The organism is Mesorhizobium monacense, assembly GCF_056781675.1.
In genome coordinates this window covers 5,865,120-5,881,539 of record NZ_CM165567.1, presented here as the reverse complement: position 1 = coordinate 5,881,539, position 16,420 = coordinate 5,865,120, and the positions used below count along the sequence as shown (strand labels likewise).

Sequence of the window (16,420 nt, the reverse complement as noted above, 5' to 3'; positions counted from 1 at the left end):
ATTCTCTCCGATCATTCCCGTCCCGCCCACGGAACGAGCTGGCGCTCGATCCGGCGGATGATGAATTCCAGCACGAAGGCGATTGTCGCGATCGCCAGTATGCCCATCACCACGACGTCGGTGACGAGGAACTGGGCGGCCGACTGGATCATGAAGCCGAGCCCGCGCGTCGCCGCCACCAGTTCGGCGGCGACCAGCGTCGACCAGCCGGCGCCGAGCGCGATGCGCAAGCCAGTCAGGATCGACGGCAGCGCGCTGGGCAGGATCACATGCCGGACAAGCTGGAAGCGGCTGGCGCCGAGCGCGCGCGCGGCGTTGACGCGCTCCTGCGAGACGCCGCGCACGCCTGATGCCGTCGACAGTGCCACCGGCGCCAGCATGGCAATGGTGATCACCAGGATCTTCGACGGTTCGCCGATGCCGAACCAGATGACGACCAGCGGCAGATAGGCGAGCGGCGGGACCGGCCGCAAAAATTCCAGCAGCGGATCGAAAATGCCGCGCCCGATGGTGCTGATGCCGATGGCCAGCCCGACCGGAACGCCGACGACGATAGCCACGACGAGCGCCGCGAACACCCGGCCGAGGCTGGCAATGACGTGTTGCGCGAGCGTTGCGTCGACGAAGCCGTCACGGGCGACGACGACGAACTTGGTCCAGACCGCGACAGGCGAAGGCAGAAAGACCGGCGACGCCAGCTGCAGGCGGGCCGACAGCGCCCATGCCGCCAGCACCGCCAGGATGGTGACGGCGCTGACCGCGCGTGCCGAAATCCCGTGCCGTTTCGAGCGCGGCCGCGACCACGGCACCGACAGGGTGTCGGTCTCGTCGCTCTTGGCGAGGGCCCGTTCCGTGTAGGAGGAAATTGTCACGCCGCCTCTCCTTCGAAGATCGCATCGGTCAGTTCACCGCGCGCCGCCGCGAAGGCCGGGTCGGCCTTGATGCTGCGAATGGCTTCACCGGATGCGTAGCGCCGGCTGAAGCCGGTCTCGAAAATCCGCACCACCCGCCCCGGTCCGGGCGCCAGCACGACGATGCGGGTGGCCAGCACCAGCGCTTCGTCGATGCCGTGCGTGACCATCAGCACGCCGACACGGCTTGCCGCCCACAGATCGAGCAGCGTCGTCTGCATGCGCTCGCGCGTCAGGGCATCGAGCGCGCCGAGCGGCTCGTCGAGCAAAAGGAACTCAGGTTCGGCGGCGAGCGCGCGGGCTAGGCCGACGCGCTGGCGCATGCCGCCGGAAAGCTCCCAGATGCGCTTGTCGCCGGCGCCATCGAGCTTGACCATTCTGAGCATCTCGTCGGCGCGGCGTGCCCGCTCGCCTGACGGCACGCCGCGCAGCCTGAGGGCAAAGGCGACATTCTCGCGCGCGGTCAGCCACGGGAACAGCGCATCGTTCTGGAACACTACGGCACGGTCCGGGCCTGGTGCCGTGATCGGCCGGCCGCCGATGCTGGCGCTGCCGCGCACCGGCTCGACCAGCCCGGCTGCGACGTTGAGCAGCGAGGTCTTGCCGCAGCCGGAGCGGCCGACCAGCACGACGAAATCGCCCTTGGCGACGTTGATCGAGACACGCTCGACGGCTGGCGCTGCCTGGCCTTCGTAGTGCACCGAGACCCTATCAAGCACGAGTTGAGGCATGGTCCCTCGCAATAGGTTCTGTAAATACACCTGCCCGAAGCCGCTCCTCGTCAGCGGTCCGGGCAGGCAGCACGCGTCGCGCGTCAGTTCGAGGCCAGCGCCTCGCTGACATATTTCGACGACACGTATTTCGAGTAGTCGGGCAGCACGGCGTCGATCTTGCCCTGCTCCTTGAGGAAGGCCGAAGCCGCCTCGATCGCCTTGACCGTGCCGCCGCCGAGGAATTTGTCGGAGGCCTGCTCCTCGAGCGTCGGGAAGACATAGCCCTTGAGCAGCTGAGGCACTTCTTCCAGCTTGGCGCCGGTGATCTTGGCGATCTTGGCCGCCTGCGGCGACGACACCGACCAGGCGTCGGGCTTGGCCAGGAATTCGGCATAGGCGGCACCCGTCACCTTGACGAAATCGCGCACCGCTTCCGGGTGTTTTTCGGCAAAGTCGGTGCGCACGATCCAGGCATCGAAGGTCGGCGCGCCCCAGGCGGCAACCTGCGAGGAATCCAGCACCACCTTGCCCGAAGTCTTGATCTGGCCGAGCGCCGGATCCCAGACATAGGCCGCGTCGATGTCGCCGCGCGCGAAGGCGGCAGCGATCTCCGGTGGCCTGAGATTGAGGATCTCGACCGACTTCGGATCGACGCCTTCATGCTTCAGCGCGGCAAGCAGGCTGTAATGCGTCGTCGAGACGAACGGCACCGCCACCTTCTTGCCGGCAAGGTCGGCGATCTTCTCGATGCCGGCGCCGTTGCGGGCGACCAGCGCTTCGGACTGGCCGATCAGGCCGACGACGAAGATGGTCTGGATCGGCAGCTCGCGGCTGGCCGCGGCTGCCAGCGGGCTCGATCCGACATAGCCGATATCGACCGAGCCGGAGGCGACCGCTGCGATGACATCGGCGCCGGAATCGAATTTGCGCCAGTCGATCGCGGCCTTGGTCGTCTTTTCATAGGCGCCGTCGGCCTGCGGCACTTTCGAGGGTTCGACCACGGTCTGGTAGCCGATGGTGATTTTGAGATCGTCAGCAGAGGCCGGGCCGAGGAAGGCGGCGCCGGCAAGTGCCGCCGACGAGAGCAGGATGATGCGTCGTGAAATGATCGACATGATGAGCTCCATGAAAAAGCGGAAATCGGGTTGCCTTTTCATAGTCCGCTAATTCTATCGTTCTTGTAGAGTTAAATCCTTCCAAGCGAGGCGGGTTGTGTGGAAAAAAGCCACTGGCGACAGGCTGGCGCCGCGCAAAGGGCGACTGTGATGGGCGCGGCCGCGGTAGGTGGCACTGGACCGTCAAGGGTGGCTGAAGCCTGCGAGTTTCGTCATCCCAGGGTCTCCGCGATGTCGCCTCGCTCCTGCTCCGCCCTGGGATGGCGAAGCGAATGCGGCCGCCGCCTGCCAAGAACCGAGATTTCCAGGAGAAACCTCGTTCGACAAATCCATGCTTCAAACTCACGCCGAATTGAAACCCCATTCCCTGTCTTCGGGAGTAACTATAGTATTCTTATCGACATTAGGGAGTTGAGCACGATGAGCGACCATACCCACCGCATCCCGGTCCGGGCCACAGGCTCCTGCACGTGCAAGGCGGGTTTCTGTGTCCTCAGCGTCACAAGCCCGGCCTAAAATCGCTAAAGCGGCCTGAAAACCGAGCAAAATCAACAGCAATCGGCTTGTATATCATGTCACTAGAATTTATGTGTCATGACAGCTTGGACGCGGCGGGGAGGCACGCCAAGCGTTTCGCAACCGATGGCGCCATGCCATCGCAGGTCAGAGAAACGTTCGGCTCATGCTCACCAAAAAGGGCAAGTACGGCCTCAAGGCGCTCGTCCATCTCGCGCAATTGCCGGTTGGGCAACTCGCCTTCGTCGGCGATATCGCCGCAGGCAACAACATCCCGAAGAAATTCCTCGACGCCATCCTCGGCGAATTGCGCAATGCCGGCTTCGTCCAGAGCCGCAAGGGCAAGGAAGGTGGTTATCGCCTGGCGCGCCCGGCCGACGAGATCAAGGTCGGCCATGTCGTGCGCGTGCTCGACGGGCCGCTGGCGCCGATCCCTTGCGCCAGCCGTACCCAATACCAGCGCTGCGAAGACTGCAACGAGGCGACATGCCAAGTCCGACATCTGATGCTGGAGGTCCGGCAGGCGATTGCCGAGGTGCTGGATCAGCGCAGCCTCGCCGAGATGCGCGATATCGGCCTCGACGACCTTACGGTCGCGAGGGGCATCGACGACCTTCCGGCTGCAGCGAAGATCCAGGCCTGAACACGCCAAGGCGGGCGGTGCGCGCATGACCGTCGGGCGCGCAAACTCGATCATCATCGTCGGCGGCGGCGCCAGTGGCGTCGTGCTTGCCGCGCATCTGCTGAAATCGCCCAATCCCGACTTGCGCGTCACGCTGATCGAGAAGCGTCCGCATTTCGGCCAGGGCATGGCCTATTCGACGCTGCTGTCGGCACATGTGCTCAATGTCAGCGCCGCCGGCATGAGCGCCTATGCCGACGATCCCGGCAATTTCTGGCGCTGGCTGCTGGAGCGCGGCCTGGCAAGTCAGGAGCAGGCGCCGGTCTATGCGCCGCGCAGCCTCTATGCCCGCTATCTGAAGGAGTTGCTCGACGAGCTCGAGGCCCGCGAACGCGAGACCGGCCGCCTGCGCCTGATCCGCGAGGAGAGCCTGCAGATCTCGCCCGCCGCTTCCGGCGTCGAGGTGGCTTTGGCCAACGGCACCAGCGTGGTTGCGCATCTCGCCGTGCTCGCCACCGGCCATGACGAGCAGCCCGGCGCCGGCCAGGGTCACGCGATCAGGATGGGGACGGAAGCCGACACCGCGCTCGACCCCGAAAGCCGTGTGCTGGTATTGGGCACCGGTCTCAGCATGGTCGATGCTTTTCTCTCGCTCGAGCAACGCGGCCATAAGGGCGAGATCGTCGCCGTGTCCCGGCGCGGCCTGCTGCCGTCGCCGCACCGCAAGGGCAATCCGATCAAGCTCGACGTCGCCGATATCCCGCTCGGCACCCAGCTTTCCTATTTCGTCAGCTGGTTCCGCGACCTGATCCGCGAAAACCAAAGGGCCGGCATCGACTGGCGCGACGTCGTCGATGGTCTGCGGCCCTTCAATCAGAAGATCTGGCAGAACTGGCCGTCTTCGGCCAAGCGCCGCTTCGTCGAGCACACCAAGGCCTGGTGGGACATCCACAGGCATCGCCTGGCGCCCCAGGTCCATGCCCGCGTCACCGAGGCGGTGCAATCCGGCCGCATCCGTCCCGTCGCCGGGCGCGTCGTCGGCATCGAGGCGGACGACGCCTTCACAGTGCAGATCCAGTCCCGCCACACGCAGGCGCTCGAAACGCTCGAAGTCGCCCGCCTCTATGATTGCACCGGCATCGCCAGGGACATCTCGACCACCTCGAACAGCGTCGTGCGCTCGCTGGTCGGGCGCGGGCTGGCGCGGCCGGACCCGCTGCGGCTCGGCCTCGACGTGTCGGCCAATTGCGAGATCATCGGCAGTGACGGGAGTGTATCGGCCAAGATCCTCGCCGTCGGGCCGCTGACCAGGGGCACTTTCTTCGAGATCGACGCCATCCCGGATATCCGCGTTCAGTGCGCAAGGTTGAGCAAGCAGCTGCTAGGGTAGGCTGTACTGATATTCAGGTGATGCCGGCCTGCAAATGGCGGCTTCCTGCGCTTCCGGTGCTCACGTACTTTAAGTACGCTCCGCTCCGGTTCTCGGAAACCACTGCTCTCGACTCGGCCTGACCTGAATCTCAGCACAGCCTGGCACCATGCGGGCCGAAGGTAGTGGAATTTCATTCCCCGTCTGGCCGTCGGATTGGCACGGTCTATCTTCTTTCCAACGGCGATCGGCTGGAAAAGACGCTAGGTTGACCCATGGAGCCTCTGATATGAGCGCGCATAGAACCGCGGCACCCGGCAGTACCCCTTCGGACGGCGCAATGTCCCGCCTGCGTCCGCCCTATGCATCGGTGCTCGACCTGATCGGGCAGACGCCCATCGTCGAACTGACCAAATTCGATACCGGCAAGTGCCGGCTGTTCATCAAGCTCGAAAGCCAGAACCCCGGCGGCTCGATCAAGGATCGCATCGCGCTGTCGATGATCGCCGCCGCCGAGAAACAGGGCAAGCTCAAGCGCGGCGGCACCATCGTCGAGGCGACTGCGGGGAATACCGGCCTCGGCCTCGCCCAGGTCGGCATTCCCAAGGGCTACCGCATCATCCTGGTCGTGCCCGACAAGATGTCGCGCGAAAAAATCCAGCATCTGCGCGCGCTCGGCGCCGAGGTGCGCATGACACGCTCCGATGTCGGCAAGGGCCATCCGGAATATTACCAGGACATGGCCGAGAAGATCGCATCGGAAGTGCCCGGTGCCTTCTACGCCAACCAGTTCGCCAACCCGGCCAACCCGATGGCGCATGAGACCACCACCGGCCCCGAAATCTTCGCCCAACTCGAAGGCGACATCGACGCCGTGGTCGTCGGCGTCGGCTCCGGCGGCACGCTGACCGGGCTTGGCCGCTATTTCGCGAAAGTGTCGCCGAAGACCGAGATGGTGCTGGCCGATCCGGTCGGCTCGGTGCTGGCGCCGCTGATCAAGACCGGCAAGATGGAAGAGGCCGGCAGCTGGACCGTGGAAGGCATCGGCGAGGATTTTGTGCCGCCCAATGCCGACCTGTCGCTGGTCAAAAAAGCCTACTCCATCCCCGACAAGCAAAGCATGCTGGCGGTGCGCGATCTTCTGTCCCGGGAAGGCATTTTGGCCGGCTCATCGTCCGGTACGCTGCTGTCGGCGGCCCTTCGCTATTGCCGCGAGCAGACGTCTGCCAAGCGCGTCGTCACCTTCGTCTGCGACAGCGGCAACAAATATCTGTCGAAGGTGTTCGACGATTTCTGGCTGGCCGAGCAGGGCCTTGCCGAGCACGAACAGCATGGCGATCTGCGCGACCTGGTGATGCGCTCGCACCGCACCGGCGATACGGTCTATGTCGGCCCGGACGAAAGCCTGCTCAACGCCTATGGCCGCATGCGCCGCTCCGATGTCTCGCAGCTGCCGGTGCTCGACGACGGCAAGCTCGTCGGCATCGTCGATGAAAGCGATATCCTGGCCAAGGTCGACGGCCCCTATGACGGCCGCTGGGAGCGTTTCAACGCCCCGGTCCGCACCGCCATGACCTCCAGCCTGCACACACTGCAGGCCAGCCAGACGCTCGATGCGCTGTTGCCTGTCTTCGACCGCAACGAAGTCGCCATCATCTTCGATGGCGCCGAGTTCGTCGGCCTGATAACCCGCATCGACCTGATCAACCATTTGAGGCGCGCACGATGACCACAAACCCTCCGCTATCGGGCAAGAACCGTCTGGCCTTTTCGACGCGCACCATCCATGGCGGCCAGAGCCACGACCCGCTGACCGGCGCGGTGATGGTGCCGATCTACGCCACCTCCACCTACGGCCAGCAGTCGCCCGGCGTGCACAAGGGTTTTGAGTACGCCCGCAGCCAGAACCCGACCCGCTTCGCCTTCGAGCGCGCGGTGGCCGATCTCGAAAGCGGCACCGCCGCCTTCGCCTTCGCCTCCGGCCTGGCCTCGATCTCGACCGTGCTGGAGCTGCTCGATTCCGGCGCCCATATCGTCGCCACCGACGACATCTATGGTGGCACCTTCCGCCTGCTGGAGCGGGTGCGCAAGCGCTCGGCGGGCCTCCAGGTCAGCTTCGCCGACTTCACCGACCTCGCCGCGGTCGAGGCCGCGATCCGCCCGGAGACAAAGCTGCTCTGGGTCGAGACGCCGACCAACCCGCTGCTGCGCGTCGTCGATCTCGAAGGCGTCGCCGCCCTGGCCAAGCGCAAGGGCCTGCTCTCCGTCGCCGACAACACTTTCTGCAGCCCCTATCTGCAGCGGCCGCTGGAGCTCGGCATCGACATCGTCGTCCACTCGACGACGAAGTACCTCAACGGCCATTCCGACATGGTCGGCGGCGTGGCGATCGTCGGCGACAACAAGGACCTGGCCGACCGGCTGAAATTCCTCCAAAACGCCATCGGCGCCATTTCCAGCCCGTTCGACAGCTTTCTGGCGCTGCGCGGCATCAAGACGCTGGCGCTGCGGATGGAGCGCCATTCCTCGAATGGTTTGAAGATCGCGCAATGGCTGGAAGGCCGCGCCGACGTGCGCCGCGTCATCTATCCCGGCCTCGCCAGCCATCCGCAGCATGAGATCGCGAAACGCCAGATGCACGCTTTCGGCGGCATGATCTCGGTCGAGCTCGACCGTGACCTGGCTGGCACCAAACGCTTCCTCGAGCGCACGCAACTGTTCACGCTGGCCGAAAGCCTCGGCGGCGTCGAAAGCCTGATCGAGCACCCGGCGCTGATGACTCACGGCTCGATCCCCGCCGAAAAACGCGGCGCCATCGGCATTTCCGATTCACTGGTCCGGCTCTCGGCCGGCATCGAGGACGGGGATGATCTGATTGCGGACCTGGATCAGGCGCTGCGGGCCTAAGCGACTCCTGGCCCGTGGACCACAAGTCCGGACTTTGCAATTTCGGATTCCACTCTAGAGTGTGCCGACTTTGCGATCTCCGGAGGCGTCATGCGCGTGATCGTGCTGGGTGGCGGCGTCGTTGGCGTCACCACTGCCTATCAGCTGCAGAAGGACGGGCACGAGGTCGCGCTCCTCGAGCGTCAGGCACAAGTCGCCACCGAGACCAGCTGGGGCAATGCCGGCATGATCGCGCCGGGACATTCCTTCGTCTGGTCGTCGCCCAGGGCGCCGATGATCCTGCTGAAATCGCTGGTGCTGAAGGATCAGGCGCTGCGCTTCAAGATCTCGGCCGATCCCAGGCTCTACAGCTGGTCGTGGCTATTCCTGTTGGAATGCACGGCCGAGAAGGCGCGGCGCAACACGCTGCTCAAGCACCGGCTCGCCGCCTATTCGCAGTCCGTCCTGCACGAGGTCATCGCCGACGAGGCCATCGACTACGACCGCAACGATCGCGGGATCCTCTATTTCCATCGCAGCCAGCAGGCGCTCGACAAGGGCGTCGAGCATATGAAGCTGCTCGAGTCCGATGGGCAGGTGATAAAAGTGCTCGACCGCGACGGCGTCGTCGCACTCGATCCGTCACTGGCCTCCGCGAAGGAGAAGATCGCCGGCGGCATCTATTGTCCGACCGACGAGACCGGCGATCCGGCGAAGTTCACCAGGGCGCTTGCGGCCAAGGTCGTCGAGCGCGGCGGCGCTATCCATACCGGCACGACCATCACCGGCATCGAGACATCGGGCGACGGCGTCGCCCAGGTGCTGACCGACAAGGGGCCGTTCAAGGGTGACGCCTATGTGCTGGCGCTCGGCTCCTACAGTCCGGTGCTTGCCAGGACGATCGGCATCAGCCTGCCGATTTATCCGATCAAGGGCTATTCGCTGACCATTCCCGTCGGCAACCGGCCGCAGCCGCCGACGATTGCTTCCGTCGACGAGCACAATCTGGTCGCCATCTCGCGCTTTGGCGACCGCATCCGCGTCACTGCCACGGCGGAGTTCGCCGGCTACGACACCAGCCACAAGCCCGCCGATTTCGCCTTCATGAAGGGCGTGACCGAAGAACTCTATCCCGAAGGCGCCGACTACGACCGCGCCGAAATGTGGGCGGGTCTGAGGCCGATGACGCCGAACAATCTGCCTGCCTTCGGGCGGCAGCGCTTGCGCAACCTCTACCTCAACACCGGCCACGGCCATATCGGCTGGACCATGTCGCACGGTTCGGCCCGCATCACCGCCGATCTGGTCGCCGGTCGCACGCCGGCCATTTCCATGGACGGACTTTTGAACTGAGAGCATGATCCCAGCCCGTCCCTGGGATCAGAAGAGACGATGAAAGGGTACGCCATGTCCGCCAACCTTGCCGCCGCCCGCCTTCCCTCTTCCGGACCCATCGATCTCGGCGTACTGCCGTCGGAGCTCGACGGCGGCCTCGCCTCACGCGCCGCGATCGGCCTGGCCATCCTGGCTACCGACCAGACGCTGGAACATGAATTCCGCGCCCTGGTGCGCATTCCCGGCGTCGCCTTCTACGAGGCCCGCGTCTTCAACGACCACGACATCACCCCGGACACGCTGCGCGCCATCGGCCCGAGGATCGCGCCATGCGTCGACCTCATCCTGCCCAGCATTCCGCTCGACGTCGTTGGCTTCGGCTGCACCTCGGCGACGATGACGCTCGGCGAGGAGGCGGTGTTCGCCGAGATCCGGAAGGCGCGGCCCGGTGTCGCCTGCACCACGCCGGTCACCGGCGCACTTGCCGCCTTCAAGGCGCTTGGCGTCAAGGGCATCGGCCTGCTGACGCCCTATTCACCCCGCATCAACGAAGGCCTCGTCGCCTATTTCACCGGCCGTGGCCTCGACATTGCGGCCGTCGCCACCTTCGACCGGCAGGACGACCGCGAGGCCGCCCGTATCTCGCTCGCCTCGATCGAGGCCGCGGCGGAAAAAATGGCGGCAGCACCGGGGGTGGAGGCGATCTTCATCTCCTGCACCAGCCTGCGCGTCGCCGAAGCGGTGGCCGGCCTCGAGCAGCGTATCGGCATCCCCGTCACCTCCAGCAACCATGCCATGGCCTGGCATTGTTTGCGGCTTGCGGGGATTGACGACGTCGTGCCCGCAGGCGGCAGGCTGTTCGGGTTGCCGGCCAGCTGAGCGAAGGCTTGGCGGGGGTCGAAATCCGCGCGTTAACGAAATCGGAAGGGGTTGCTTAACCGTTCGCCTCTATGTCCCGCCTCGGGGGGGCATGACAGAGTGAGTACGATGAGCGACAGCCGCGACAAGCGCAGCGAATGGCGCGCCATTTTCTATGTGCAGGCCCGTGTCGCCATCCTGTTCGTGCCGGTCGTCGCCAGCCTGCTGATCTTAGCGGCACTTGCCGGAAACGAACGCAAATCCGTTCCCGATGCCATCGACCGTACCGTCACCGGCTCCGTGCGATAAACGGCGCAACGGCCGGCGCTGGGCGCCTGTCGGCCCCCGGGCGGTGCAAACTCAATAGAATCTTGGGATCGGGCCGTTCTGCGGTGTGACGCGATCGCCGAGATCGAGAAAAACCTCGTCGACATAGCACCAGGCCCAGCCTTCCGGCGGGTCGTAGCCTTCGATGACCGGATGGCTGGTGGCGTGAAAATGCTTGGTGGCGTGGCGATTGGGCGAGTCGTCGCAGCAACCGACATGGCCGCAGGTCCGGCAGAGCCGCAGATGCACCCACCACGAGCCGCTCTTCAGGCATTCCTCGCAGCCGAGCGCGCTCGGCGTCACGTCCTGGATGTCGCTCGCATGTCTGCATTCGTCCGCCATCACTGTCTCCTGGCCGCTTGAGGCGTCACAGTGTCGCCGCGCGCGAGATAGGCGTGCAATGCCGCCACCACCTGGGCGCCTTCGCCGACGGCGGCGGCCACCCGCTTGACCGAGCCGGAGCGCACGTCGCCGATGGCGAACACCCCGCTGCGGCTCGTCTCCATCAGGCCATGCGCCGGTGCAAGGTCCGGTCCGGTGCGCACGAAGCCCCTGGCGTCCAGCGCCACATCGCATTGCGCCAGCCAGTCCGTGTTCGGGTCGGCGCCGATGAACAGGAAGAGATGGCGGATGGGGCGCGTCGTTTCTTCGCCGGTGGCCCGGTTGCGCCAGCGTACCTGATCAAGACTGCCCTCATGGCCTTCCAGCGCCTCGATCTCCGTCTCGGTCAGCACCTCGATGTTCGGCTGCGCCTTGATGCGCTCGACCAGGTAGCGCGACATGGTCGCATCGAGACCGCCGCGGCGCGCCAGCAGCGCGACCTTGCACACTTGGCTGGCCAGGTAGACTGCCGCTTGACCGGCCGAATTGCCGGCCCCGACCAGCGCCACCTCCTGGCCGCTGCACAGCCGCGCTTCGATCGGCGAAGCCCAGTAATGCACCGACGTTCCCTCGAATTGCGCCAGGTTCGCGACATCGAGGCGGCGGTAGCGTGCGCCGCTGGCGATCACCACCGTGCGCGCCCGCACCGTCTCGCCATCGCCGACATCGAGGGTGTAGCCGCCGGCAGCTGCGCTGAGCAGCCTGGCTTCGTCGGGGATGACCATTTCGACGCCGAACTTCTGCGCCTGGTTGTAGGCGCGCGCCATCAGCGCCATTCCGGTAATGCCGGTCGGGAAGCCGAGATAGTTCTCGATGCGCGCGGAGGCGCCCGCTTGTCCGCCGAAGGCGCGGCAGTCGAGCACGATCGTCGACAGGCCTTCGGACGCCGCATAGACCGCGGCCGCCAGCCCCGCCGGTCCCGCGCCGACAATGGCCACGTCGTATACTCTGGTGGTGTCGATCGGCCGCAGCAGGCCGATGCAGCGGGCGAGTTCGTTTTCGCCGGGATTGTGCAGCAGCTTGCCGTTCGGACAGAGCACGATCGGCAGGTGGTGCGGGTCGACATGAAAACGCTCGATCAGCGTCTTGGCGCAAGGGTCGGTGCTGGAATCAAGCGCGCGGTGCGGCTGGCCGCTGCGGGCCAGAAAACCCTGCAGCCGCAGCACGTCGCCATTGTCGAGCGGGCCGATGACGATCGGCCCGCTGATGCCGCTTTCCAGCAACCCGACACGGCGCAGGATCAGCGCCCGCATGATGCGCTCCCCGAGATTGGCCTCCTGCACCATCAGGTCGCGCAGCCGCTGCGAGGGGATCACGAAGGCCTCGACCGGCTGGGTGGCCTCGGCATTGACCAGCGACGGGCGGCTCGAAAGCTGCACCAATTCGCCGATGAAGTTGCCCGGGCCGTGGGTGACGATCGTCTCGCGCCGGCCGAGCCCGGCATCCTGGGTGATATCAACCGTCCCCGACAGGACGACGATCAGGCCGGGCGCCACCTCGCCGGCCGTCACGATGTGTTCGCCGGCGGCATAGACGCTGGCCTCGCCGAACCGGCGCATGCGCTCGATGTCCGCCTCGGCCAGGACGGGGAACATCTGGTCACGACGGGTGATAGTGATCGGCTGGGCGGTTTGAGCCATGGCTTCGACCGTACCGCCGAGGTCGTCGGGTTTGAAGCGGTTTGTTCGATGCCTGACCAGGAGGGCAGGTTTGGCGCCAACAAAAAAGCCCGGACGAACCGGGCTTTTTTCTTTGGGTCTCAGAACCATATCGAATGGCTCGAAACGGGAATTTGGTGCCCAGAAGAGGACTCGAACCTCCACTCCTTGCGGAACACGGACCTGAACCGTGCGCGTCTACCAATTCCGCCATCTGGGCTGGTGCGGGCTCATGTAAGCGGGCAAGCGATGAGTGTCAACGCGCTTTTTTCAAGCGGCCCAACCTGTTGCCGGCTCAGCCTTCCAGCACTTCCTTCGACGCCACGGTGGAATCGGCGTTGAGCTTGTAGATCACCGGCACGCCGGTGCCGAGTTCCAGCTTGACGATCTCCTCGCCGCTCTTGCCGTCCAGCGCCATGATCAGCGCGCGCAGCGAATTGCCGTGTGCCGCGACCAGCACGGTTTCGCCGCGCAGCACATGCGGTTGCAGATCGTGCAAATAGTAAGGCCAGACCCGCGCCCCGGTGTCCTTCAGGCTTTCGCCTCCGGGCGGCGAGACGTCGTAGGAACGGCGCCAGATATGCACCTGCTCCTCGCCCCACTTCTTGCGCGCATCGTCCTTGTTGAGGCCGGAGAGGTCGCCATAGTCGCGCTCGTTCAGCGCCTGGTCGCGGATCGTCTTCAGCTCGCTCTGGCCAACCGCGTCGAGAATGTGCTGGCAGGTCTTCTGCGCCCTGATCAGCGCCGAGGTGAAGGCGATGTCGAATTTCAGGCCGCGCGCCTCAAGCTTCGCACCTGCTTCCTTGGCCTCCTTGTGGCCCTGCTCGGTCAGGTCGACGTCGCGCCAGCCGGTGAACAGGTTCTTCAGGTTCCATTCGCTCTGGCCATGGCGCACGAGCACGAGAGTTCCCGACATGTTTGCTCCTTCGAGTTTAAGAGGCGAGTTTGAGAGGATTGAAACGCCTCAGGCGAGCCCGAGCACGTCCCGCATCGAATACAGTCCGGGCTTCTTGCCGCGCGCCCAAAGTGCGGCCTTGACCGCGCCGCGGGCAAAGATCGCCCGGTCCTCGGCATGGTGCGCAAGCGTGATGCGCTCGCCGGTGCCGGCCAGCACCACCGAATGATCGCCGACCACCGAGCCGCCGCGCAGCGTCGCGAAGCCGATCGAGCCCGTCTTGCGCACGCCGGTATGGCCGTCGCGCACGCGAACATCGTTGCCGGCGAGCGGAATGCCGCGACCTTGCGCCGCCGCTTCGCCGAGTAGCAACGCCGTTCCCGACGGCGCGTCGACCTTGTGCCGATGGTGCATTTCCAGGATCTCGATGTCGAAATCGTCGGCGTCGAGCGCCTTCGCCGCCTGTTCCACCAGCACCGCCAGCAGGTTGACGCCGAGGCTCATATTGCCGGATTTGACGATCGTCGCATGGCGCGCCGCCGCCGCGATCGCGGCATTGTCGTCGGCCGAGCAGCCGGTGGTGCCGATGACATGGGCAATGCGTGCCTGCGCCGCGTAGCCGGCGAATTCGACCGTCGCGGCCGGCGCGGTGAAGTCGAGCACGCCGTCGGCCTTGGCGAAGGCCGGCAGCGGATCGTCGACGATCGGCACGTTGATGATGCCGATGCCGGCGAGCTCTCCGGCATCCTTGCCGAGATAGGGCGAACCCGACCGCTCGACCGCGCCGGCGACGCGCGCGCCCGGCATCGTATGGATGGCGCGGATCAGCGTCTGGCCCATGCGGCCGGCCGCGCCCACCACCACCAGGCCCATATCGCTCATGCTGTCCTCCCGACCGCCTTTTTCGCGCGGCTGCGCGGCAGCGGAGTTTGGATTGGCTTGGCGTCGTCGACAAGCCCCAGCCCCTTCTTGCCCTGCACCCTGTGGAAGCGGGCATAGACGCTGTGCGGGTCGGCCATCAGCGCGGCATGCGTGCCTTCCTCGACCAGCCTGCCCTCTTCCAGCACAATGATGTGGTCGGCATTGACGACCGTCGACAGCCGGTGCGCAATGACGATGGTGGTGCGCCCTTCCATGACATGGGTCAGCGCTTCCTGGACGCGCGCTTCCGCCTCGTTGTCGAGCGCTGAGGTCGCCTCGTCGAGCAGCAGGATCGGCGCATTCCGCACGATGGCGCGGGCGATCGACACGCGCTGGCGCTGGCCGCCGGACAGCGTCACGCCGTTTTCGCCGACGGGGGTGTCATAGCCCTGCGGCTGCTGGCGGATGAATTCGTCGGCCGCGGCCTGCATTGCCGCCTGCTCGATCTCGGGATCGCTGGCGGAGGGCCGCCCATAGCGGATGTTATCGCGGATGGTGCCCTCGAACAGATAGGGCGCCTGCGAGACATAGGCGATCGAGCCGCGCAGCGATTTCTTGGTCACCTTTGAGATGTCCTGGCCGTCGATCGTGATGCTGCCTTGGCCGACATCGTAGAAGCGCTGCAGCAGCGCCACCAGCGTCGATTTGCCGGCACCCGAGGCGCCGACGATGGCCGTCATCTTGCCGGCCTGGGCGATGAAGCTCAGCTCCTGCAGCACCGGCGTTTCCGGCACATAGCCGAACGAGACGTTGTTGAAGTGCACCTCGCCGGTGGTGATCCTGGCTTCGACCGCGCCCGACGTATCGCCCTGCTGCGGCTGGATGTCGAGAAGCTCATAAATCATGCGCGCATTGACCAGAGCGCGTTCCATGCCGACCTGCATGCGCGCCAGCCGCCGCGCCGGATCATAGGCGAGCGTCAGCGCCGTGATGAAGGAAAACACCGCGCCCGGCGGCTGGCCGAGAACGGTCGCCCGGTAGCCGGAATAGGCGATGACGCTGGCGAAGGCCAAACCTGCCAGCAGTTCGGAGATCGGCGTGAGCCGTTCGGAGACGCGGGCGATCTTGTTTGACCGCTGTTGCGCATCGTCGGCGAGCTTGCTGATGCGACGCGACAGCTCGTCCTCCATGGTGAAGGCCTTGACGATGGCGATGCCTTGCGTGGCTTCCTGCATGGCGCCGATCAGCCGCGAATTGATCTGCACCGATTCACGGGTGATGCGCCGAACCCGTCGCATCAGATAGGTCACGGTGTAGATCAGCGGCGGTCCGATCAGCAGGGAGCTGAGCGAAAGCACCGGGTCCTGGTAGATCATGACGCCGACCAGAGCGACCAGCGAGACGGCGTCGCGCGCGGTCGAGGTTATCGTCATCGACAGCAGATCGCGAATGCCGTTGACGTTCTCGTTGACCTGCGCCGCCAGCCGACCGGAACGGGTGTCGTTGAAGAAGCTGACGCCGAGCTTCATCAGATGGTTGAAGATGCGCTGCTGGTAGCGCGCCACCAGATTGTTGCCGATCCTGGCCATCGTCACCGCCTGGCCGTAGCCGGCAAGCCCGCGCAGGATGAAAGCCGCCAGCAGTGCGGCGCAGATCCATGGGATCAGATCGCCGCGCCGTTCATAGAAGATCTGATTGACGACCGGGCTCATGATCCAGGCGGAGAGGGCCGTCGTCGCCGACACGGTCAGCAGGCAGAGTATCGTGAGGACGTACGACCACCGATAGTCGCGGCCGTTCTCTTCGAGAATGCGGCGAATGACCGCCACGACCTCGCCCGGCCGGGCTCTCGCATGGTGTTGGGTTGATTGGTTCAAGTCGCTGGCGTTCCGTGAGTCCGTCGTCTGGTCATGCCGCAAGGGCTGGAATTCGGCACCCCTCTTAGCGCCCTGTCTGCGGCTTGCCTATGGCGA

At 65.4% G+C, this 16,420-nt stretch carries 15 protein-coding genes and 1 tRNA gene; 7 read left to right on the top strand and 9 right to left on the bottom strand.

Annotated elements, in window-relative coordinates; translation table 11 throughout:
• Positions 1 to 11: 11 nt before the first annotated feature.
• From AC1RUK_RS28140 to tauA, 3 genes are all read right to left on the bottom strand, one after another.
• Entirely contained in the window at positions 12 to 872 is an 861-nt protein-coding gene (locus AC1RUK_RS28140; RefSeq protein WP_481838025.1) for an ABC transporter permease subunit, read from the bottom strand.
• Positions 869 to 1,642 (bottom strand): taurine ABC transporter ATP-binding protein, encoded by a 774-nt coding sequence (locus AC1RUK_RS28135; protein WP_481838026.1) that lies wholly within the window; start codon positions 1,640 to 1,642, stop codon positions 869 to 871. Before AC1RUK_RS28135 ends, AC1RUK_RS28140 begins: the two co-directional genes overlap by 4 nt.
• An 83-nt stretch (positions 1,643 to 1,725) precedes the next feature.
• Positions 1,726 to 2,739, bottom strand: coding sequence for a taurine ABC transporter substrate-binding protein (tauA, locus tag AC1RUK_RS28130; protein ID WP_481838027.1), 1,014 nt, complete (start codon positions 2,737 to 2,739; stop codon positions 1,726 to 1,728).
• A 682-nt stretch (positions 2,740 to 3,421) separates the two neighbouring features.
• On the opposite strand from tauA, the gene AC1RUK_RS28125 reads away from it, so the two are divergent.
• The 7 genes from AC1RUK_RS28125 (at position 3,422) to AC1RUK_RS28095 (ending at position 10,634) form a co-directional block, all read left to right on the top strand.
• Positions 3,422 to 3,898 (top strand): RrF2 family transcriptional regulator, encoded by a 477-nt coding sequence (locus AC1RUK_RS28125; RefSeq protein ID WP_481838028.1) that lies wholly within the window; start codon positions 3,422 to 3,424, stop codon positions 3,896 to 3,898.
• 25 nt (positions 3,899 to 3,923) lie between these two features.
• Positions 3,924 to 5,267 (top strand): FAD/NAD(P)-binding protein, encoded by a 1,344-nt coding sequence (locus AC1RUK_RS28120; protein ID WP_481838029.1) that lies wholly within the window; start codon positions 3,924 to 3,926, stop codon positions 5,265 to 5,267.
• A gap of 268 nt (positions 5,268 to 5,535) precedes the next feature.
• Complete coding sequence (locus tag AC1RUK_RS28115; protein WP_481838030.1) at positions 5,536 to 6,975, top strand: pyridoxal-phosphate dependent enzyme; 1,440 nt, start codon at positions 5,536 to 5,538, stop codon at positions 6,973 to 6,975.
• Positions 6,972 to 8,153: a cystathionine gamma-synthase gene (locus AC1RUK_RS28110; RefSeq protein WP_481838031.1), complete on the top strand. Its 1,182-nt coding sequence runs from the start codon at positions 6,972 to 6,974 to the stop codon at positions 8,151 to 8,153. The genes AC1RUK_RS28115 and AC1RUK_RS28110 overlap by 4 nt, the downstream gene beginning before the upstream one ends.
• 90 nt (positions 8,154 to 8,243) lie before the next feature.
• Positions 8,244 to 9,485: a D-amino acid dehydrogenase gene (locus AC1RUK_RS28105; RefSeq protein ID WP_481838032.1), complete on the top strand. Its 1,242-nt coding sequence runs from the start codon at positions 8,244 to 8,246 to the stop codon at positions 9,483 to 9,485.
• Positions 9,486 to 9,539: 54 nt separating this feature from the next.
• Positions 9,540 to 10,346 carry a maleate cis-trans isomerase family protein gene (locus tag AC1RUK_RS28100; protein WP_481838033.1) on the top strand — a complete coding sequence of 269 codons (807 nt, stop codon included), beginning with the start codon at positions 9,540 to 9,542 and terminating at the stop codon, positions 10,344 to 10,346.
• Between the two features lie 108 nt (positions 10,347 to 10,454).
• Positions 10,455 to 10,634 carry a hypothetical protein gene (locus AC1RUK_RS28095; RefSeq protein WP_481838034.1) on the top strand — a complete coding sequence of 60 codons (180 nt, stop codon included), beginning with the start codon at positions 10,455 to 10,457 and terminating at the stop codon, positions 10,632 to 10,634.
• 51 nt (positions 10,635 to 10,685) lie between these two features.
• Here the strand turns inward: AC1RUK_RS28095 and AC1RUK_RS28090 are convergent, their stop codons facing one another.
• From AC1RUK_RS28090 to AC1RUK_RS28065, 6 genes are all read right to left on the bottom strand, one after another.
• Entirely contained in the window at positions 10,686 to 10,994 is a 309-nt protein-coding gene (locus tag AC1RUK_RS28090) for a UBP-type zinc finger domain-containing protein (protein WP_481838035.1), read from the bottom strand.
• Positions 10,994 to 12,673, bottom strand: coding sequence for an FAD-dependent oxidoreductase (locus AC1RUK_RS28085; RefSeq protein ID WP_481838036.1), 1,680 nt, complete (start codon positions 12,671 to 12,673; stop codon positions 10,994 to 10,996). Before AC1RUK_RS28085 ends, AC1RUK_RS28090 begins: the two co-directional genes overlap by 1 nt.
• Positions 12,674 to 12,826: 153 nt before the next feature.
• Positions 12,827 to 12,911, bottom strand: a tRNA-Leu gene (locus tag AC1RUK_RS28080).
• A 75-nt stretch (positions 12,912 to 12,986) separates the two neighbouring features.
• Positions 12,987 to 13,607 carry a 2,3-bisphosphoglycerate-dependent phosphoglycerate mutase gene (locus tag AC1RUK_RS28075; RefSeq protein WP_481838037.1) on the bottom strand — a complete coding sequence of 207 codons (621 nt, stop codon included), beginning with the start codon at positions 13,605 to 13,607 and terminating at the stop codon, positions 12,987 to 12,989.
• Positions 13,608 to 13,655: 48 nt separating this feature from the next.
• A complete protein-coding gene (dapB, locus tag AC1RUK_RS28070) occupies positions 13,656 to 14,468 on the bottom strand; it encodes a 4-hydroxy-tetrahydrodipicolinate reductase (protein WP_481838038.1) in 813 nt (270 codons plus the stop codon).
• Positions 14,465 to 16,276 carry an ABC transporter ATP-binding protein gene (locus tag AC1RUK_RS28065; RefSeq protein ID WP_481838039.1) on the bottom strand — a complete coding sequence of 604 codons (1,812 nt, stop codon included), beginning with the start codon at positions 16,274 to 16,276 and terminating at the stop codon, positions 14,465 to 14,467. Before AC1RUK_RS28065 ends, dapB begins: the two co-directional genes overlap by 4 nt.
• Positions 16,277 to 16,420 lie beyond the last annotated feature (144 nt).